Raw genomic sequence first — 19,902 nt, 5'->3', positions numbered from 1 at the left:
CGCCAGGAGCTGGCGCAGCGCGTTGGCGCGCGAGACGGGATGCACGCGACGTAACGTGAGCCACGCGGGCGGCACCTGCGCCACGCGGCGGCTGGTCAGGCGCAGGATGGCGGCTTCGCGCGCCGCGTCGTCGCGCCCAAGCAGCAGCGCGGGCAGCGCCGCCAGCGCCGCGGGGCGCAGCCGCCGGTGCAGCGGCTGCAGGCCGCGCAGGCTGGTGTTGATCAATACGCCGGCCGCGATCTCCTCCGGATGCGCCGAGCCCCAGGCCAGCGCCGCCATTGCGCCCAGCGACAGCGCCACCACGTGGTAGGGCGGCCCCGCGCCTTGCGCGCGCAACTGCCCGCGGCAGCGCGCGGCCATCTCGGCCATGCGCAGCGGGCTGGCTTGCGCGTGCAGCACGCCGTTGCCCGGCAGGTCCGGCATGAGCACGCGGCCCGGCAGCCGCGCGGCCAGCGTGTCGGGGAAGCCGCCCCAGTGCCCGGCCTCGCGCGTGAGCCCGCGCAGCAGCACCCAGGTGCGCGGCGGCGCGGCGCGGCGGTCTTCAAGGTCCGCACCGGACGGGGGCGCCGCCGCGTCGCTCACGCCGCGTACCAGCGCTGCATCGCCAGCGCGCGCTGGTGCTCGCGCTGCACGCCTTGCGGGCACCAGGCGCGGTGGCTGCAGGCGGCGCGGGAGGTGAAATCCAGCCAGGCCAGGTGGCGGCGCAGCACGCGGGCGTGGCGGTGGTCGGCCAGCGGGTTGAAGAGGCCTTGGGCCGAGAAGAGCTGGCTGGGCCGCTTGCGCACCCACAGCCACGAGCCCATCTCCAGCGTCAGCGGCAGGAAGGTGCGCGCGGGCGCGGCGTCGCAGGCGCGGCGGTAGAGGAAATCCCACAGGTCGCCATGCGCGAGGTAGTGGCGGCTCTGGGGCTCGAAGACGTAGCGGTGCTGCGGCAGCGACTCGTCCAGCAGCCCGCACAGGGCGTGCAGCTCCGCCAGGTGCGGCACGGGCGCGCGCGTGCCGGCATAGGGAAACCACAGCCGGTCGCGCAGGCCGAAGCCGGAGTGGCAGTCCACGGCCAGGCTGAAGTCGTGGCTGAGCAGCTCGCGCTCCACCACGGCGCACAGCGCCTGGCTTTCCGGCTGCAGCGGCGCGTGCCGCGGGCCGCGGTACCAGGGCAGGCGGCGCGACAGGCGCTGCCCGCCCACCAGCGGCGCGGCGCGCTCCAGCGCGTCCACGGGGGCGTTGCGCATGAGGTCCACGCCCTGCGGATTGGCGCGCGTGCCGTTGACCAGCCCGCCCGGGTTGACCACGGGCATGAACACCAGCCGCATGCGCTCCAGTTGCCGGTGCAACAGCGCGTCCCAGCGCAGCCGCGTGAGCACGCTGCGCAGGAAGCACAGCACCACCGCCGCGCCGATGCGCTCCAGCCCGTGCACGCCGCCGAAGAAGCCGGCCGCGGGCGCGTCCGGCGCCGGGTTGCCCAGCGTGAGCGCCAGCACGGGCAGGCGGCGCGGGCCGGCCTGCACCTCGCACACGGTGCGCACCTGCAGCTCGGCCGTGGCGGCGTCGAGCAGGCGCTGCAGCTCCGTCAGCTCCGCGGGCTCGGTTGGTGGGCGCATGCGTCCTCCTGGGGGCGGTTCAGGGCGGGCAGGGTGCGCCGCCCGCCGGGCGCCGAAGCAGGCGGCGCGCCCGCCAGGAACGCGCGGACGCGGGCCGGGCCCCGTCAGCCCTTCTTGGGCCGCCCGGCCTTGAGCGGCGTGAGCTCTTCCAGCGCGGCCTGCAGCTTGGCGTCGTCCAGCGCGGCCAGGGCGTGCAGGCCGGCGCGCAGCAGCTCGCTCTTCTTGGCCGGCCGCTTGAAGCCCAGGGCGCGGTCCTTGAGCACGGCGATCAGCGCGAAGTCGCCGCGCGGCATGGTGAAGCTGTCGCGCACCAGCTTGGGCTTCACGACGGGCTTGTCCTCGCCGGCCTCCTTGTCCTTGGCGTCCTTCGGCTTGGCCTCGGCCTTGGCCGGCTTGGCGGCTTTTTCAGCCTTGGGCGGCTTGGCGGTCTTCCCCGCCTTTTCAGGCTTTCCGGCCTTTTCCACGGTCTCCGCCTTGCCGGCCTTCAGCGGCTTGTCGGCCAGGGCCAGCGGCGCGGACTTGGCGGGTTTCGCGGCTTGGCGCACCGCCTGGGCCGGCTTGTCGCCCTGCACGGCCTGCGCCGCCGCCTTGGCCAGCCGCGTCGGCCTGGCCTTGGGCGGCTTCGCGGGTGCGGACACAGCCGGTGCAGCCGATGCGGCCGTTTCGGCCGGCACCGCTGCGACCAGGGCCACGGCCGCCGGCTCGGCAGCGTCAACTGCGGCGGGAGCGGATTCGACCGCCGGCACCACCACCGCCACCGGCACCACGGGCGTGGCCGCCACGGTGGCGGCCGCGGGCTCGGCCGGCGCGGCGGCGCCTTCGAGCAGCACGGACGGGGCGGTTGCGTTCTTGCGCGGCATGGAATCCTCCTGAAAAATGGGATAAATCGTTTATACCATTTTCAACCACCGGCAAGCCACGGGTGAGGCACTCGCGCTAACCCCGAAATCGAACTGCTGGCAATCCCCCATTCGAAGAGGTGGAGCCCTACTGCGGGGGAGGGTCAAGCCTGTGGCGCGCCAACGCAGCTTCCGCTACGGGGAAACAATGATGGAAAATTTGCAATAGGCGCTTGCGCTACCCCCTGCACAGGTGAGAGGGCGCGTAGGCGCAGCGCCACACAAAGCTTGCGAGCGCGGGCGGGACGTTGTGTGGCGCGGCATGCGGCACGCGCACAGTCGTTCACATCCAGCAAGGCCGACTTTGGGCGGCCGGAGAATTTCAATGCACACACTCAACGCCATGGCACTGATCGCGCGCGCGGTGCACCTGGCTGATTCGGACTTCGCAGGGGACCCGCTCATGGAGGCCTGCCGCTGCGCCTCGTGGGAAGACAGGCAGGCCGTGCTGTGCATCGTGCGCTCGCGCCCAATGCTGTCGCAGGAAGCCCATCCCACGCCGGAAAAAGTCATGCAGGCGCTGCGCCAGATGCTGCACGAACAGGGGCCCGCCAAGCCGCAGTCCAGCGTGGGCACCCTGCAAGCCGCGCTGCCTTGAGGCAGCCCTGCGCGCGTCAGCGCAGGAAGGCGTGCTGCGCGCGGGCCGATGCGCCCGCCGCGGCGGCCCCGGGCACCTTGATGCGGTTGCTCAGGCCGACCAGGCCGGCGAGGTCGCGCATGGCCTCTTCCACGCGCTTGCGCAGCGAGGGGCGGTCCACCTCGCCGTCCAGCGTCAGCCAGCCGTCGTCCACGCTGATGTGCACGTCGTCCAGCAGCGAAGGCGCCGACCACTGCAGCGCCGCGCGCGCGGCCTGGGCGATCTCGGCATCGGCGCGCTGGTCCTCGGGCGCCAACACCACTTCGATATCGAGCTTGAAGCTGCGCGCGCCATTGAGGCGCTGCAACAGCTTCTCCACCGCGCAGCGGTCGGTGTAGGCCGGCACCCGGCCCGCCAGCGTGACTTCGCCATCGCGCACCTTGACCTTGAGGCCCAGCACCTTGACCGCAGGGTCCCAGGCCAGTTCGGCCTCCACGTCACGCTTCAAATCGGCATCGGTCTCCATGTCTCGCTCCTTGGGGGTGGGCTGTGCCTCTAGCGTGCCCGGCCAGCTTTGCGGCGGGCTTACTTCACAGGTCGCCAAAGCCCAAACCCTATGCTCCAAAACCCTAGGTTCGGCTTTCGCGACCGGCATCCGCAGGCCTGCGCAGGCGTGCGCACGCCGCAACCGACCCAGGGTTACCGGCCCACGCCGGTGCCGGTTTGCGTCAACTCAAACCCAGCCCAAAACAAAGTGCAGCTTTGGTAAACACCTGCGCCGCAGGCGCCGCCAATCACCAAAGTCATTTCTCTTCTAGGAAAAACCCGGTGTTGCACAAAAACGTCGCGCCTTTCCACCGCGAGGCTGACCAAAGTCACCATAAGTTTCCCTGGCAAGAAACTAATACGGCGCTCACAATTCCAACCAGGACGCACCCCGTCGAATACCATTTACACAGGAAAAGTTTTCAGGCATGGTTTGCACACGGTAGTCGGAAATTCAAAGAGCGGGTGGTGAACAAATGGTTTGCACCTGCCATGAAAGAGGCTGTCCCATGACGAGAAAAGATCCATTCCAAGTTGGCGCAGGCCCGCTGCCCGCCCAGGAAGCTCACCGCTGCAGCAAGAATGCGCGCCGAAGATGCCGGCCCGCACCTCATTGAGCCGCACGGCGCGCACAGCAAAAATCTGGCGGCTGTGAATAGCCGAAATGTCCCGACCGGCAAATAGTGCCGGCTGGATATTGCCGCCTGCCTGATTCCCTTCGTACAGCCCAACACCGCCAACCGCGACATTTCGGTTGCGGCTTTGGCGAGATTGGCACCGTGGTTTGAATCCAGGCTCGCACCCGATTTTTCACACGGTCTTTGGTGTGGTTTTCGCACGGCATTTGTTTGCCGGTTTTGATGATTTCAATCCATGCGGCGGCGGCTGCTGGAGGGTATTTCTTGGCCAACGTCAGGGCGATTCATTCGGTCGGCGATTCCATAGTCACATTCCTGCGCAATACCTATCCCAGCACCTTGTATGGGAATAACGCGCCGGCATGCGAGTTTGAATTGCTGGCCAGCAGCCAGCTCTCGGCCGAGCCCGCGGAGGACGGCCGCATGCGGCTGCTGCTCTACCGCGTGACCATGAACGAGCACGCGCGCCAGGCGCCGGGCCGCGGCGGCCGCAGCGACGCCGGCGCGCTGTCGCTGGACCTGCACTACCTGCTCAGCGCCTGGTTCGACAACGCCGAGGCCGAGCACATCGCCTTCGCCTGGACGCTGCGCCAGCTCCACCTGCACCCGGTGCTGGACGCCTCCTCGCTCACGCCCGCGGCCGCTTGGGCGCCGGACGAGATCATCCAGCTCGTCCCGGCGGAGCTCTCCACCGAGGACTTGATGCGCATCTGGGACGCCGTGGTGCCGTCCTACCGCCTCTCCGCCTCCTTCGTGGCCCGCGTCGTGCGGCTGGACCCCGACGAGGACCGCGAGCAGTTCGCCCCCGTGGTGGCGCGCCGCCTGGCGCTGGGCCGGGAGGTGAAGCCGTGACGCGTGAGCTGCTGGAGCTGGAGCGCGACGAGCACCGCGTGCTGGCCGCCGTGGAGTTCGTGGACGCCACCAGCGGCGCGCGCATCGCCGAGCCGCTGCGCGTGGCGCCGGCCGACCCGGCCGACGCCATCGCCGCCGCCAGTCGCTGGCTGCGCAACCGCGGCGGGCTGCTGGTGCTGTGGTCGCACCCGGCGCTGGCGGCGCATGCCGCGGCCTTCAGCACGCCGCCCGCGCTGCCGGCCCTGGGCAGCGTGGCCCTGGCCCTGCGCGTGGCCGACCCCGCCGGCCGCTACCAGGCACGCGCCTTCACCCTGGCGCTGCCGCGCGACCCGGACCCCGCGCACGCCGCCCAAGCAGGCTCGCTGTTCAGGCCGCAGCGTGTGGAGCTCTTTCGCAGCGCCGCGGCGCCGCTGGTGGGCAACTGGACACCGCTGCACGTGCGCGTGGCCGAAGCTGGCGGCGACCTGTTGGGCGGCACGCTCATCGAAGTGCGCGGCGCGGGCGACGCCTTGCTGGCACGCGGCAGCACCGACTGGCGCGGCGAGGCGCTGCTGCCCGTGGCCGCGCTGCCCATCACCACCTGGGGCGCGGACGACGGCGACGTGGTCGTCACGGAGACCGCCGCCACCGTGCACGCCTTTCACGTCGCGGCGCTGGGCACGCGCACGCCGCCCGCGTGGGTCGCGGACGGGCGCGCGCCCGCGCCCGCGCTGGCGCCTTGTCCCGATCCCGACGTCCTGGGCAGCCACCCGCAGCGCGTGGCCGCCACGCCGCAGCCCGTGGCCCTGGCCGCGCGGCGCGGCGTCCGGGTGGCGCTGACCCTCACCCTGCCCTGAAACCCGCCATGAACGCCCCCGCCGCCCCGCGGACCACGTTCCCTGGACCCATAGGAGAGTCCCATGCCTGAATACCTGGCGCCCGGTGTGTACGTCGAGGAAACGAGCTTCCGTGCCAAGTCCATAGAGGGCGTGAGCACCAGCACCAGCGCCTTCGTGGGCCCCACCCGGCGCGGCCCCGTGGGGGTGCGCTCCGAGCTGATCACGAGCTTGGGCGAGTTCGAGCGCTACTACGGCAGCCAGCAGGTGCTGGCCCTCACCGGCGCCACCACCTACGCGCAGCGCATCAACCACCTGGCGCAGGCGGTGCGCAACTACTTCGACAACGGCGGCTCGCGGCTGTACGTGGTGCGCACGGCCAACGGCGCCGTGGCCGCGACGCGCGAGCTGGTGGCCAACCCGGGCGCCAACAAGAACATCACCGCGCTGGCGCGCTTTCCCGGCGAGGCCGGCAACGGGCGGCTGACCATGCGCGTGGTGGTGAAACCCGTCACCGGCACGCGGGCCCTGGGCGCGCTGCCCGCGGGCAGCATGGTGCAGGTCACCGTGGGCCAGACCACCACGCAGTACGTCAAGGCCCCCACCGGCGCCTGGCAGGACGCCACGACGCCCACGCCCGGCACGCTCGCCGTCACCGACGCCACCGTGGCGCAGCTGCTCACGCTCACGGTGGAGTTCACCGACGCCGACGGCGCCACGCAGGTGTTCGACGAGCTGGGCTTTGCCGCCGGCCACCCGCGTTGGGCCGGCACCGTGCTGGCCGCCGACCCGGCCAACCGCGCCGACGCGCTGGTCAACGCCCTTGGCCTGCAGTTCGGCTCGGCCGTCACGCCCTTCGAGCTGCGCACGGCCGTGCTGGCGCTGGCGGCCGTGCCCAACGACCCGGACGGGCGCCGCTTCACCACGCTGGGCAGCGGCAGCGACGGGACCGCCCCCGTCATCGGCGACGCCACCACCGCGGGCACCTACACCCACGCGCTGGCGCAGCTCGTGGGCGTGGAGGACGTGAGCATCGTCGCCGCCCCGGGCTCCAGCGCCTACGCCGACGCCGCGGCCGTGGCCCTGGCCCTCATCACCCATGCCGAGTCGCGCCGCGCCTACCGCATCGCCGTGCTGGACACGCCGGCGCTGCAGACGCCGCAGCAGGTGCGCGACGCCCGCGCCGCGCTGGACTCGCGCTACGCCGCGCTCTACTACCCCTGGGTCATCACGGCCAACCCCATGGCCCGCCCCGGGCGCGACGACATCCCCAGGGAGATCGCGCTGCCGCCCTCGGGCTTCGTGTGCGGCGTGTACGCGCGCAACGACAGCGAGCGCGGCGTGCACAAGGCCCCGGCCAACGAGGTGGTGCGCGGCGCGCTGCGCTTCCAGGCCGACATCAACTTCGCGCAGCAGGAGGCGCTCAACCCTTCCGGCGTCAACTGCCTGCGCCTGCTGCCCGGGCGGGGCCTGCGCGTGTGGGGCGCGCGGCTGATCTCCAGCGACCCCGAGTGGAAATACGTCAGCGACCGGCGCTACTTCAACTACCTGGAAGCCTCCATCGACCGCGGCACGCAGTGGGCCGTCTTCGAGCCCAACGGCGAGGCGCTGTGGGCCAACGTGCGCCAGACCATCAGCGACTTCCTGCTCGCCGAATGGCGCAACGGCGCCATGCTGGGGACGACGCCGGAGCAGGCCTTCTTCGTGCGCTGCGACCGCAGCACCATGACGCAAAACGACCTGGACAACGGGCGGCTCATCTGCCTCATCGGCGTGGCCATCGTCAAGCCGGCCGAGTTCGTGATCTTCCGCATCGGCCAGAAGACGGCCGACGCGCGCGAATGAGCGCCGCACCTTCCCAAGCATCGAGCCGTCACGCCCGCAACCACCGCACCAGGAGCTGATCCATGGCCAGTCGCACCACGCCTTACGGCGCCTTCAACTTCGTCGTCAATTTCGACGGCGGCCAGGTCTTCGGCGGCTTTTCCGACGTTTCCGGCATAGGCACGGAGATGACGGTGGCCGAGTACCGCAACGGCAACGACCGCGAGAACCACGTGCGCAAGGTGCCGGGCGTGCACAAGGTGGGCGACGTCACGCTCAAGCGCGGCGTGGTGGATTCCAAGTCGCTGTTCGACTGGATCAAGGACGTGCGGCTCAACGGCGTCAAGGGCCAGAAGAAGAGCGTGACCATCACGCTGCTGGACGAGGCGCAAGCCGCCGTCCAGACCTGGGTGCTGGGCAACGTGATCCCGCTGAAGTACACGGGGCCCACGCTGGCGGGCAAGGGCGGCGGCGACGTGGCGATGGAAGAGATCGTGCTCTCGGCCGAGAGCCTGAGCATCGAGTGAGGCCCGCGGCGGCCACCGCTCCCTACTGAACCTGAACCCGCACCCGCGCCACGCCATGGGCCTGATCTTCGAAACCGCCACCCCCGCGCCGCTCACCTCGCCCGCGCGCGCCGACGTGGCCTGCTTCGTGGGTTTCATCCAGCGGCGCCCGGCCGGCGTCCCGGCGGGCGCCGGCGAGGCCGACTTGCTGCTGCCCGTGGTGGTAGACGGCTGGAATGCCTTCGACGCGCTGTTCGATTGGGCCGCGCGGCCCGTGTCCACGGCCGAGGCCTCGGGGCTGTGCGCCACCTGGCTGGGCGCGGCCGTGCGCAGCTTCTTCGCCGCGGGCGGGCGCCGTGCCGTCATCGTGCGCTGCGGCGACCCCGCGCCGCTGCTGGCCGACCAGGCGCTGGACGACGCCACCCGCGCCCAGCGCCTGCGCGCGCTGCTGGGCAACGCCGTGCCCTGGAGCCCGCTGGAGCCCGCTGCCTGGCGGGGCCTGGCGCACCTCTTCGGCCTGGACGAGCCCGCCATGGTCTGCCTGCCGGACCTGCCGGAGCTCTACGCGGCCACGCCGGCGCGCGCGCCCCTGCCGCCGGACGAGGTGTCCGCGCCCGAAGGTTTCGTGGAGTGCAGCGACAACGACGTCGCCGCGCCCGCGCCGCTGCTGCTGCGCCGGTTGCGCGCGCCCGCGCTGGACGTGGCCGGCTTGAAGCGCTGGTCCGCCGCCGTGGGCGAGGTCGCCGGCTTTCTGTCGCGCTGGCGGCGCGACTGCCTCTTCGTCGGCGCGCTGCCCATGTGCCGCGGCGACGAAGCGGGCGAGGCCGCCCGGCAGGCGCAGGGCACGCGGCTCGATCCGCTGGCCTGGCTGGATGCGGCCGAGCCCGCGCCGCAAGGCGGGCTGCCCGCGCGCGACGCCCGCAGCGCCTTCGTGCAATTGGGCTGGCCCTGGCTGCGCACGCCCTGGAGCGCCGACCTGCCGCAGGGGCTGGAACCGCCTGACGGGCTGCTGGCGGGGCACGTGGCCGCCTCGGCGCTGGCGCAAGGCTGCTATCGCAGCGCCGCGGGGCGCGCGGCGCCGGTGCTGGAGGCTGAGCCGGTGCCGGCGTTGGGCGGCGGTGCCAGCTCGCCCTGGGAACAGTTCTCGCGCCGCGTGTGCCTGTTCGCGCCGGGCGCGGGCGCTTGGACGCTGATGTCTGACGCCACCACGGCGCGCGACGCCGCCTGGCGCGCGGGCGCCGTCTCTCGCCTCATGGCCAGCGTGCTGCGCGCGGCACGCGCGGTGGGGCAGGAGCAGCTTTTCGACGCCAACGGCCCCGCCACCTGGGCGGCGGTGCGCCGCGCCATGGAATCGCTGCTGCGCGACTACTGGGCCGCCGGCGGTTTACAAGGCGCCACGGCCGACGACGCCTTCGTCGTGCGCTGCGGCCCGCAGACCATGACCCAGGCCGACCTGGACAACGGGCGGCTGCGCGTGGAAGTGGCGCTGGTGCCCGCGGCCTCGGTGGAGCGCATCACCGTGGTGCTGGCGCTGGGCGACGCGGCCCGCGGTGCGGTCCCCGCAACGGAGCTGGCGTGATGGCGCTCAACGACACCTCTCCCGCCGCCGAGGCGCCCTGGCAGGTCTTTCGCTTCCTGGTGACCTTCCAGCGCGCCACGCTGCCCGGCGCCCAGGCCGCGGGCGGCAGCGGCGCGGTGGATATCTGCCAGGGCGGCTTTTCGGAGTGCACGGGGCTGGAGGCCACCATGGAGCCCAAGGCCATCAAGGCCGGCGGCATGAACTACGGCGCGGCGCAGCGCGTTGGGCCGGTGAGCTTCGCCACCGTGGTGCTCAAGCGCGGCATGACCAGCACGCGCCACCTCTGGGAGTGGTTCGCCCGCGTGGCCGGCGGCGCCAGCGCCTACCGGCTGGACGTGCGCATACAGCTGCTGGACGGCGCGGGCTCGCCCGCGCTGACCTGGGTGCTGGAGCGCGCGCTGCCCGTGAAGTTCAAGGCGGCCGACGTCAACGCCCGCGGCACGGAGATCGGCATCGAGGAGCTGCACCTCGTCCACGAGGGCCTGCGCCTGGAGGGCAGCGGGGGCGGCGAGGGCGGCGGCACGGCCGCGCCCGCCCAAGGAGCCGCGCCATGAGCCTCACCCCCTCGCCGCGCACGCCGGCCCTGGCCAAGTTCCGCACCGTCTCGCCGGGCGAGACGGTGGAGGTCACGGTCCACTTCAACCCCGCCTCGCTGCAGTACACGCTGACCAACAACGTCGAGCCCGCCCCCGGCGGGCGCAAGGTGCAGTACGTCAGCCAGACCACGGCCAAGCTCAGCATGGAGCTGACCTTCGACACCACGCACAGCGGCCACGACGTGCGCGAAGACACGCTCAAGATGGCCAGGCTGCTGCAGCCCCTGGGCCCGGACGGCCAGCGCACGCCGCCGGTGGTGGAGTTCACCTGGGGCACCTACGGCTTTCGCGGCACGGTGGAGCAGTTCCGCGAGACGCTGGACTTCTTTTCGCCGGAAGGCGTGCCGCTGCGCAGCGGCATCAGCCTGACGCTCACCACCAACGAGGCCACCTTCAGCGCCGACACCAGCGCGCGCACCGGCGTGGCCGGCGACGACGGCGGCGGCGACGTCGCCCGCATGCCCGCGCCGCCCGGCGGTCCGGCCGGCGCCGCCAGCGCCCTGGGGCGGCCGGACGCCGCGCGCGCCATCGCCTCGGCCAACGCCAGTGCCAGCCTGCGCTTCTCCGCGGGGGCCGAGCTGGCCGTGGGTGCCGGCGCCGGCGTGAAGCTGCAGGCCGCCGCGGCGTTCTCGGCCGGCGCCTCGGCTGGGGCCGGGTTCGGATTAGGCATCGGCGGCGGCGCCGGCCTGGGCCTGTCCGCGGGCGCGCAGTTCAGCGCGGGGGCCGGCGCAGGCGCAGGGTTCGGCGCTGCAGCGGGCTTCAGCGGCGGCGCAAGCGCGGGCCTGGGCTTGAGTGCCGGTGCGGGCGTGGGGCTGTCGGCCTCCGGCGGCGTGGGCGGCCCGGCCGGCCTGCAGGCGGATTTCTCGGGGCTGCGGGCCGGCGTGTCCGTGAGTCCGCAGGCGGCGCTGCCCAGCGCGCGCAGCGCGTTCGCGCTCACCAGCACGGCCCCGGCACAGGGCGCTGCCTTCGGCGTGGGCGGGCGGCTGCAGGGCGGCGCGGGCGCCAGCCTGGCCGTGGACGTCAGCGGTGACGGCGGCCTCAACAGCCGGCTGAAGTTCGGCCCCTGACCGCGCCTCCCAGCCACAACAGCACACCACCACACGACCACACGAGGACCTCCGCCATGCCCATCGTCTTTGAAGAAGTGGACGCCACCGTGCAGCCCGCCAATGGCGGCACGCCGCAGGCGCAGGCCGCGCAGCCGGGCGCCGGCACCGACACCCCCGAGGAGCGCGCCGACGCCCTGCGCCATGCCCTGGCGCTGATGGCCGAACGGGCGCTGCGGCTCAAGGCGGACTGACGCGCTTCCAAGCCCCCAAAACGCCATGCCCGCCGCGCCCACCATCTACGCCGCCACGCCCACGCTGCGCCTTGCCGGCCAGGAGGACGTGCGTGCGAGCAAGCTCATCGTGGCGCTGGCCGTGCAGGAGCAGGAGGGCGGGCTCAGCGCACTGGAGCTGCGGCTGTCCAACGTCGCCAGCCTGTCCAGCGGCGGCGCGGAGCTGGCCTTCGGCGCCGGCTCGGCCCTCGACCTGGGCAAGGACATCCAGGTCTATTTGGGCGACGAGCGCGAGCCGCGCGAGGTCTTCCGCGGCGTGGTCACGGCGCTGGAATGGCGCTTCGGCCCAAGCGAGACGCCGGAGCTGGTCGTGCTGGCCGAAGACGCGCTGCAGCGCGCGCGGCTGGCGCGGCGCAGCGCCACCTACGCCGACGCCACGCCGGCCGAGGTGGTCAACACCATGGCCTCGCGCCTGGCCCTGCGGCCCGTGCTCACCGGGCTGGACGCGCCGCGCGCCACCTGGGCGCAGCTCAACGAGAGCGACCTGTCCTTCCTGCGCCGGCTGCTGGGCGCGCTGGACGCCGACCTGCAGATCGTGGGCGAGGAGCTGCACGTGTCTCCACGCGGCGACGTGCGCCGCGGCGCGCTGACGCTGGACCTCAACGACACGCTGATCTCCGCGCGCGCCGTCGCCGACCTGTCGCAGCAGGCCACGCAGGTGACGGTGCGGGGCTGGAACCCCGTGGACGGCAGCGCAGTGGAGGCCAGCGTCGGCAGCGGCGCGCATGTGGGCCCGGGCCAGGGCCGCAGCGGCGCGCAGGTGCTGCGCAGCGCGCTGGGGGGCGAGCGCACCGAACACCTGGCGCACGTGAGCGTGTCCACGCAGGAGGAAGCCCGCGCCGTGGCGCAGGCGGCCTTCGACCTGCGCGCGCGCCGCTTCGTGTGCGTGGAGGGCAAGGCCGAGGGCAACGCGCAACTGCGCGTGGGCGCCCACGTCACCCTGGCCGGGCTGGAGCCGCGGCTGGACAACACCTACTACGTCGTCCGCGCCCGCCACGTCTGGGACCGCGTGCGCGGCTACTTCACCGAGTTCGGCGCCGAGTGCGCCTGGCTGGGTTGACGAGAGGAGGGCAGAGATGGGCTGGATTGCTGCTCAGGGAAAGAAGCCTGGAAGGCCTGCGCCTCCCGCCAGCCCATCCGCTTCGATCCCTACTTCGTCATGCCCGCGAAAGCGGGCATCCACGAACGCCGAGGTGTGGCCCTGGAACCGCACCGCGCAACGCCCACACCAGCGCGCCGCCACCTCGGTAGGCGTGGATGCCCGCATTCGCGGGCATGACGGGTGGGGGTGCGGCGCACCAGTGCCACAGGACCGCCGGATGACTTCAGTTTTGGCCGGACAGCCGCACCCATGACCCCCGACACCCTGCTCACCCGCCCAATGGCCCTGTTCGCCCAGGCGCAACTGGCGAAGGTCGTGAACCTCGACGATCCCGCCGCGCTCAACCGCGTGCAGATCCGGCTGGTGGCCTTCGACGCCATGGACGGCCAGGACGCGCCGCTGTGGGCGCGCGTGGTCTGCCCCTTCGCGGGCGACGACCGCGGCGCCTTCTGGATGCCGGACGTGGACGACGAGGTGCTGGTGGTCTTTGCCGGCGGCGACCCGCGCCACCCGCTGGTGCTGGGCGGCCTGTGGAACGGCAGTGCCAAGGCGCCGGCCGACCTGGGCGCGCAAGGCAACACCACCAAGCGGCTGCGTTCGAAAAACGGCATCACCGTGACCCTGGAAGACCGGCAGGGCCAGGAGACGCTAACGCTGGAAACCCCCGGCGGCCAGTCCCTCACGCTCAAGGACGGCCCCAGCAAGGTGGACATCCAGGACAGCAACGGCAACCGCGTGACGCTGGAGAGCGCCGGCATCACCGTGCAGGCCGCCGCCAAGGTCACGGTGCAGGCCTCGCAGGTCAACGTGTCCGCGGGCATGGTGCAGGTGGACGCCGCCATGTCCAAGTTCAGCGGCGTGGTGCAGTGCGACGTGCTCATGGCCACCACCGTCGTGGCCACGACCTACACGCCGGGCGCCGGCAACATTTGGTGAAGGGACGCGCCATGCGACACGAGCTGCACATCGGCGCCCCGCGCGACATCGCCGCGCCCCTCGCGCCGGACCAGGACGGCCCGCCCGCGCTGCTGCAGCGCAGCGACGCCGACTTCATCGGCTCCACGCTGCAACAACTGCGCAGCAGCGAGGGCCGCGGCGCGCTGCGCCAGCTGCTGGCCACCGCCACCGACGCCCAGGGCACGCGCAAGCTCTTCCAGCCCGTGCAGCGCCAGTTCCACCTGGCCCTGGCCGAGCTGTGGTGCGCGCGGACGGGCACGCCGCGGCTGGACCCGCGGCGCATCGCATCGGCCGGGTTGGTCATCCGCCGCGTGCGCCAGGACGCGCAGGGCCGCGAAGTGCTGGAAGGCTGGATGAAGGCCGGCGGCCGCCTGCGCGGCTGGGTGCCCATCGTCCGCTTGGGCGAGGACGGCGCCGACCCGCGCGCCGAGCTGCGCCTGCCCGCCCCGGGCGTGGGCGTGGCCGCCAACGCCACCTTGGGCCGCGAGCTGCGCCGCCTGGCGCTGGAACGCGAAGACGCGGTGCTGGACGAGCAGTTCACCCCCGCCTTCGTCGCCCCGCCGGACGTGTGCGCCGAGGCCAACAAGACCCTGGTCTACGCCATGGTGCCCACCACCAGCAGCGAGATCGCCAGCGTGCCCGCCACGCCGCAGGACGCCTTTGGCGACGGCTTCCATGCCGACGACCCCGATTTCGTCCAACACCTGGTGGAGCCGCTGCGCGGGCAAGCGATGGATTTCGTCCTGCCCGGCGAAACGGTGCGCCCGCAATGGTTCGAGGCCGCCGAAGCCCCGGGCACGCAGCCGCCCAAGGATTTGCCGGCGAGCCACTGGAGCACGCTGCAGACCGACGCCGGCCGGCTGGGCATGCGCCGTTTCACGCTCCTGCTGCGCCAGCTCGCCGCCGAGTTCGATGCGTTTGGCGACAGCGCGGGCGGCCAGGCCGTGTTCGCGGAGCTGCAGCGCATCCAGCTGCCGCTGCCGCCGCGCCAGCAGGAGGACGGCAGCCTGCTGCAGCGCTTCACGGCCGCAGGCGACTTCCTCAAGGCCGCCTACCGCGTCGTCATCGAGCAGGACGTCTCCGGCGGGCAGCCGGAGATGCCGCAGTCCTGGCCCGCAGCGGCCGACGCCGACGCGCGCCGGCTGCGCCAGCAACTGGCCGCCGCCGTGCGCGAGCGCTTCGTCGCCATGAAGGGATCGCCCGGCCGCTACGACGAGCCCGGCGCGCGCTACCGGCTGCGCCTGTTCGTCCGCCTCAAGCCGGAGCCCGGCACCGAGGGCTGGTGCCGCGGCCACACGCTGTGGAGCGGCTACAGCGAGCCCTTCGTGATCGCGCCCTGGTACGAAGGCGGCGGCGCGCCGCCCGTGCAGGTGCCGCTGCCCGACCCGACGGACCGCGATTTCCTGCGCTCGCTCAAGCCCAACGTGGCCTTCGTGGTGCCGCCCTCGCTGCAGAACCTGCTGAACGGCAACCCCAAGGACCTGATGGACGGCAAGGGCGACACCAAGGGGCCGGCGCTGGGCTGGATCTGCGGCTTCAACATCCCGCTGATCACGATCTGCGCCTTCATCGTCCTGAGCATCTTCTTCTCGCTGTTCAACCTGATCTTCTGGTGGCTGCCCTTCCTGAAGATCTGCATTCCCTTCCCCAAGAGGAGCGGCGGCAATGGCTGACATCGCACCTGCGCTCATCGGCTGGCCGCTGCTGGCGCTGCCCGAAGACGACGGCACGCTGCGCTACCCCGACCTGGAGCGCAGCGTGCGCGATTCGATCCGCGTGATCCTGTCCACCACGCCGGGCGAGCAGCTCATGCGGCCGGCGTTCGGCGCGGGGCTGGAGCGGCTGCTGCACGAGCCCAACACCCTGGCCACGCGGGCGCGGCTGCGCGAGCTGATCCAGGACGCGCTCTCGCGCTGGGAGCGCCGCATCGTGCTGGACCGCGTGGACGTGTGGGAGCTGCCGGACGACCCCGGCGCGCTGCGCGTGGACATCGGCTACCGGATCGTTCGCACCGGCGCGAACGCCACGCTGGCGTTGACCATGCAACTGCAGGGCTGAGACACCGAGCTGAGCCACCGAGGTTTCGCACATGCCCATACAAGCACCCCTGCTCGACGACCGCCGCTTCGACGACCTGGTGGCCGACATGGTCGCGCGCATTCCGGCGCACACGCCGGAGTGGACCAACCCCCGCCCCGGCGACCCGGGCCGCACGCTCATCGAGCTGTTCGCCTGGCTGGGCGACGCGCTGCTCTACCGCGTCAACCTCATTCCCGAGCGGCAGCGACTGGTCTTCCTGAAACTGCTGGGCATGGGGCTGCGGCCGGCGCGCGCGGCTTCCACCGTGGTGCAGCTCTCCTTCGCGCAGCCCACGGAATTGGCCACGGCCACGCTGGCCGCGGGCGCGGCGGTGAAGGGGCCGCTGCCTTTCGAGACGCAGTCCGAAATCACCGTGCTGCCGGTGACGGCCGAGGCCTACATCAAGCGCGCGCTGGACGACGCCGAGCGCGCGCGGCTGAGCGACGTCATCAGCGGGCTGCAGCGCATACACCGCGTCACCGGGGCGGCGGCGCCCTACGAGACGCAGCGCGTCTTTGCCGGCGAGCGCGCCGAGGCGCAGGGCGTGGACGTGTTCGCCGCCAGCGCCGACCGCGCGCTGTGGCTGGCGCTGCTGGCCCCGGCCGCGCCGCGCGGCACGCCGCAGGCCGGCGTCAACGACCAGGTGCGCGCGGCCCTGGGCGGCGGCGCGGCGCGGGTGCAGCTCAGCGTGGGCGTGGTGCCGGCGCTGCAGATGCCGGCGCTGTTCGAGGACATCGCCGCGCCCGCGCCGGTGCCCGTGGTCTGGGAGGTCAGCACCCGCGGGCGCACGGCGCTGGAGACCGACTACCTGAGCGTGGAGCCCGTGGCCGACAGCGGCGCGGGCGGCGGCAGCGAGGGCGCGGCCGACACCACGCGCGGCCTCACCCGCGCCGGCACCTTGCGGCTGCCGCTGCCGGCCCAGGATTTCCTGTGGGCCCCGTCCAACGACGTGGTGGAGAACCCGGCCGCGGGCGTGGGCGACACGCCCCCGCGCGTGGATGACGCCGAGCGCGCCGGCCGCATCGTGGCCTGGCTGCGCCTGCGCCCCCGGCCCGGCGCCAACGTGCAGCGGCTGCCGCTGTCGTGGATAGGCATCAACGCCGTCGAAATCGACCAGCGCCGCACGCTCGCGGCGCAGGTGCTGGGGGCGTCCACGGGCGCGCCCGATCAACGCTTCAGCTTGCCCGCGGGCTCGGTGGAGGCTGAAACCCTGGTGATCCAGGTGGAGGAGCCGGGCAGCGGCTGGCGCGTGTGGGGCCGGGTGGACGACCTGGCCGCCATCAGCGACGACCCGCACGTGGCGCGCGAGGCGCGGGTGTTCGAGCTGGACGCCGCCGCGGGCGAGCTGCGCTTTGGCGACGGCGTGCGCGGGCGCATCCCCGAGCACGGCATGCGCGTGCGCCTGGGCTCCGGCCGCTTTGGCGGCGGCGCGGCGGGCAACCTGCCGCCGCTCACGCTCACCGAGATCAGCGGCCGCTTCGTCAACCCGGCCGCCACGCCGGCCTTGAAAGTGGCGCAGCCGCTGGCCACACAGGGCGGGGCGGACGCGGAAACGCTGGACGAGGCGCAGCGCCGCATCCCCGCGCTGCTGCGCCACCGCGACCGCGCCGTCACCGGGCTGGACTACGAGCGCCTGGCGCGCGAGGCGCCGGGCGTGGACGTGGGCCGCGTCATGGTGCTGCCGCGCTTCATGCCGCGCGACCGGCGCTTTGAAGTGCCGGGCGTGGTGAGCGTCATGGCCTTGCCCGCGCAGCCGCTGTCGGGGGCGCCGAACCCTAGGCCGGACAAGCCGTTCCTGGAGCGGTTGCACGCGCACCTGGCGCCCAGGGCGCCGCTGGCCACGGAGCTGTACGTGATCGGCTGCGAGTACGTGCCGCTGGGCCTGGCGACGTCGGTGGCGCTGCGCGACGGCTACGGCCGCGAGGCGGTGCTGTCCGAGGTGCGCGAGGCCTTGAAGCGGCTGCTGTGGCCGCTGGCGCCGGGCGGCACGGACGGCGGCGGCTGGACCTTGGGCCGCGCGGTGCGCGAGCGCGAGCTGGAAGTGGAGATCTCCCGCGTGCCCGGCGTGCGCGAGGTGCTGGGCCTGAACCTGTTCCGCAAGGGCGTGGGCGAAACCGGGCCGCAGTGGCAGTTGCTGCCGCGCGCCGCGGGCGGGGCGCAGACGCTGCCGCTGATGCCCTGGCAGTTGCCGGAGCTGCTGACGGTGGTGGTGGCCGACGAGCTTGGCGGCCTGCCGGCGAACCTGTCGGCCGCGCCCAACCCGTTCGCGCAGGCCACGGCGGTGGCCGTGCCGGTCGTCCCGGAGCTGTGCTGATGGATGCCAACGGCGCGCGCTTCTGGCAACTGGCCGACGCCGCGCACTGGCGCGCGGGCGAGCACGTGCGCTGGGACGCGGCCTGCGGCGCGCTCACGCTGGCCTCGGAGCGCCGCCTGGACACGCCCGTGGACGCGGCGGCGCAGGCGCTGGCCACCGCGGCGCTGGACGAGGTGCCCCGCGCCGTGGACGCGGCACAGGGCGTGGCGCGCTGGTCCGCGGACATTTCGGCCGTGGTGGTGCGCAGCACGCTGCCGGGCGAGGTGCTGCTGCTGTCGCCTGCGCAAACACCCACCGACCTGTGCGTGGACGGCGACGGCGTGTTCCATGCCGTGCTGCCGGACGGCGTGCTGATGCACGACCTGCGCGGCCGCTTCGAGGACGCCATGGTGGACGCCCCCGCCGGCTTCACGCCCTGGCGCGCGGCGGCCGTGGCGGGCGAGGGCGGCTTGTGGCTGCTGGAGCGCGGCAGCGGGCGCATCGCGCGGCTGTCAGGCCGGCCCATGCCCGTCACCACGCCGCCGCGCGCGGCCTACGCGCCGGGCGTGTTCCGCCCGCAGCCGGAGAACTGCCGGCCGCCGCGCATGGACCTCGTGGAGGGCCCCGTGCTGGACGCCGGCGAGCAGGCCCTGGCCATCGCCGCGTGCAACGGCGTGCTGGGCGTGCTGGCCTGGAATGCCGGCTTCCAGCCCCGGCTGCACGTGCGCCGCGACGGCGCCTGGGCCGCGCCCGTCGCACTGGCCGACGCCCGCTACGCCTACACCCTGGCCTGGTTCGACGGGGGCCGCATCGCCGTGCGCCTGCCCGGCCGGCGCGAGGCGCCCGCCTTCGAGCCGGGCGCGGACGGCGGCCCGCTGCTGCCCCTGGGCACCGTGTACCCGCTGCCGGCCGGCACGCCGGAGGCGCCGTTCGCGCACCGGCTGGACGGCCCGCCGCAGCTGCCGCAGGCCGATGGCGGCGCAGAGCCCCTGCTGCCGCTGTCGCGCCGCTTCCTGGCCCCTGCCGGCGCGGCACGGCACTGGCGCATGGTGGGCAGCGGCGACAGCGCCCAACTGGACGCGCAGCTGCTGGACAGCGGCCAGAGCGCCACCGTGTGGCACCGGCTGTTCGCCGAAGCCTCCATTCCCGAAGGCTGCGGTTTTGTCGTGTGGCTGGCCGCCACGGCCGGCAACGCACCGCCCGCGGACGACGACGGCGCCTGGCAGCCCCACGCCTTCGGCCAGGACGTGGCCGCGCTGGCCGGCGACGCCCTCACGCGCGAGACGCCGCGCGCGGCCTGGGAGCGTGGCCCCTCGGAGCTGCCCAACCACCCGGGCCTGGCGCGCTGGACGCCGCAGCGCGGGCGCCGCGGCCTCTTCAGCGTGCTCATACAGGCCGGCACGCAGCGCGTGCGGCGGCTGGTTGGGCGCTTCCTGTGGGTGCGCGTGCAACTGTGGGGCAACGTGCGCAGCGCGCCGGAGATCGCGGCGCTGCGCGCGTATGCGGGCCGCTTCGACTACGTGGACCAGTACCTGCCGCGCCTGTACCGCGAGTCGCTGTTCGGCGCCTTGGCGCAGTCGCCGGGCGAGGAGCTGCGCCGCTTGGGCGCGAACCTGCCGGCGCTGGTGGCCGAGCTGGACGCCGGCACGCTGCCCGCCGCGCTGGCCGCCGGGTTCGGCGCCGCCGGCCTGCCGCCGGC

General features: G+C 73.3%; 18 protein-coding genes and 1 pseudogene. 15 read left to right on the top strand and 4 right to left on the bottom strand.

The window, feature by feature from the left end; translation table 11 throughout:
* The 3 genes from SM757_RS32480 to SM757_RS32470 all read right to left on the bottom strand — a co-directional run.
* The coding region (locus SM757_RS32480; protein WP_322468508.1) for an alpha/beta fold hydrolase at positions 1 to 582 on the bottom strand (582 nt) is incomplete at its 3' end.
* Positions 579 to 1,601, bottom strand: a complete 1,023-nt coding sequence (locus tag SM757_RS32475) for a M14 family zinc carboxypeptidase (protein ID WP_322468507.1) — start codon at positions 1,599 to 1,601, stop codon at positions 579 to 581. The genes SM757_RS32480 and SM757_RS32475, both read right to left, overlap by 4 nt.
* Positions 1,602 to 1,705: 104 nt before the next feature.
* Complete coding sequence (locus SM757_RS32470; RefSeq protein WP_322468506.1) at positions 1,706 to 2,461, bottom strand: hypothetical protein; 756 nt, start codon at positions 2,459 to 2,461, stop codon at positions 1,706 to 1,708.
* A 364-nt stretch (positions 2,462 to 2,825) separates the two neighbouring features.
* Between SM757_RS32470 and SM757_RS32465 the strand changes: the two genes are divergently transcribed.
* Complete coding sequence (locus SM757_RS32465) at positions 2,826 to 3,098, top strand: hypothetical protein (RefSeq protein WP_066337560.1); 273 nt, start codon at positions 2,826 to 2,828, stop codon at positions 3,096 to 3,098.
* Between the two features lie 16 nt (positions 3,099 to 3,114).
* Here SM757_RS32465 and SM757_RS32460 read toward each other — a convergent pair whose 3' ends face one another.
* Complete coding sequence (locus tag SM757_RS32460) at positions 3,115 to 3,603, bottom strand: BON domain-containing protein (RefSeq protein WP_066337559.1); 489 nt, start codon at positions 3,601 to 3,603, stop codon at positions 3,115 to 3,117.
* Positions 3,604 to 4,483: 880 nt separating this feature from the next.
* Here SM757_RS32460 and SM757_RS32455 point away from each other — a divergent pair.
* The 14 genes and pseudogenes from SM757_RS32455 to SM757_RS32390 all read left to right on the top strand — a co-directional run.
* Entirely contained in the window at positions 4,484 to 5,113 is a 630-nt protein-coding gene (locus SM757_RS32455; protein WP_322468505.1) for a DUF4255 domain-containing protein, read from the top strand.
* Positions 5,110 to 5,949, top strand: coding sequence for a hypothetical protein (locus SM757_RS32450; RefSeq protein WP_322468504.1), 840 nt, complete (start codon positions 5,110 to 5,112; stop codon positions 5,947 to 5,949). The genes SM757_RS32455 and SM757_RS32450 overlap by 4 nt, the downstream gene beginning before the upstream one ends.
* A gap of 63 nt (positions 5,950 to 6,012) precedes the next feature.
* Positions 6,013 to 7,773: a phage tail sheath subtilisin-like domain-containing protein gene (locus SM757_RS32445; RefSeq protein WP_322468503.1), complete on the top strand. Its 1,761-nt coding sequence runs from the start codon at positions 6,013 to 6,015 to the stop codon at positions 7,771 to 7,773.
* A 62-nt stretch (positions 7,774 to 7,835) separates the two neighbouring features.
* Entirely contained in the window at positions 7,836 to 8,279 is a 444-nt protein-coding gene (locus tag SM757_RS32440; protein WP_322468502.1) for a phage tail protein, read from the top strand.
* Between the two features lie 55 nt (positions 8,280 to 8,334).
* Positions 8,335 to 9,837, top strand: coding sequence for a phage tail sheath C-terminal domain-containing protein (locus tag SM757_RS32435; RefSeq protein ID WP_322468501.1), 1,503 nt, complete (start codon positions 8,335 to 8,337; stop codon positions 9,835 to 9,837).
* Positions 9,837 to 10,391 (top strand): phage tail protein, encoded by a 555-nt coding sequence (locus SM757_RS32430; protein WP_322468500.1) that lies wholly within the window; start codon positions 9,837 to 9,839, stop codon positions 10,389 to 10,391. The genes SM757_RS32435 and SM757_RS32430 overlap by 1 nt, the downstream gene beginning before the upstream one ends.
* On the top strand, positions 10,388 to 11,500 hold the full coding sequence (locus SM757_RS32425) for a CIS tube protein (protein WP_322468499.1): 1,113 nt from the start codon (positions 10,388 to 10,390) through the stop codon (positions 11,498 to 11,500). Before SM757_RS32430 ends, SM757_RS32425 begins: the two co-directional genes overlap by 4 nt.
* Positions 11,501 to 11,556: 56 nt before the next feature.
* Positions 11,557 to 11,733: a hypothetical protein gene (locus SM757_RS32420; protein WP_157119013.1), complete on the top strand. Its 177-nt coding sequence runs from the start codon at positions 11,557 to 11,559 to the stop codon at positions 11,731 to 11,733.
* Between the two features lie 25 nt (positions 11,734 to 11,758).
* Positions 11,759 to 12,832, top strand: coding sequence for a phage late control D family protein (locus tag SM757_RS32415; protein WP_322468498.1), 1,074 nt, complete (start codon positions 11,759 to 11,761; stop codon positions 12,830 to 12,832).
* A gap of 291 nt (positions 12,833 to 13,123) precedes the next feature.
* Positions 13,124 to 13,810, top strand: a complete 687-nt coding sequence (locus SM757_RS32410) for a phage baseplate assembly protein V (RefSeq protein WP_322468497.1) — start codon at positions 13,124 to 13,126, stop codon at positions 13,808 to 13,810.
* A gap of 11 nt (positions 13,811 to 13,821) precedes the next feature.
* Positions 13,822 to 15,504, top strand: coding sequence for a hypothetical protein (locus SM757_RS32405; RefSeq protein WP_322468496.1), 1,683 nt, complete (start codon positions 13,822 to 13,824; stop codon positions 15,502 to 15,504).
* Positions 15,497 to 15,889 carry a GPW/gp25 family protein gene (locus tag SM757_RS32400; RefSeq protein WP_322468495.1) on the top strand — a complete coding sequence of 131 codons (393 nt, stop codon included), beginning with the start codon at positions 15,497 to 15,499 and terminating at the stop codon, positions 15,887 to 15,889. The genes SM757_RS32405 and SM757_RS32400 overlap by 8 nt, the downstream gene beginning before the upstream one ends.
* Positions 15,890 to 15,920: 31 nt before the next feature.
* Positions 15,921 to 18,224: a putative baseplate assembly protein gene (locus SM757_RS32395; protein ID WP_322468494.1), complete on the top strand. Its 2,304-nt coding sequence runs from the start codon at positions 15,921 to 15,923 to the stop codon at positions 18,222 to 18,224.
* Positions 18,224 to 19,902, top strand: a pseudogene (locus SM757_RS32390) (phage tail protein); the annotation flags it as partial. The gene SM757_RS32395 and the pseudogene SM757_RS32390, both read left to right, overlap by 1 nt.

Origin of the sequence: Azohydromonas lata (assembly GCF_034427735.1) — a bacterium.
In the GTDB taxonomy this organism is placed as follows: Bacteria; Pseudomonadota; Gammaproteobacteria; order Burkholderiales; family Burkholderiaceae_C; genus Azohydromonas; species Azohydromonas lata.
This window is presented reverse-complemented; position numbering and strand designations above follow the sequence as displayed.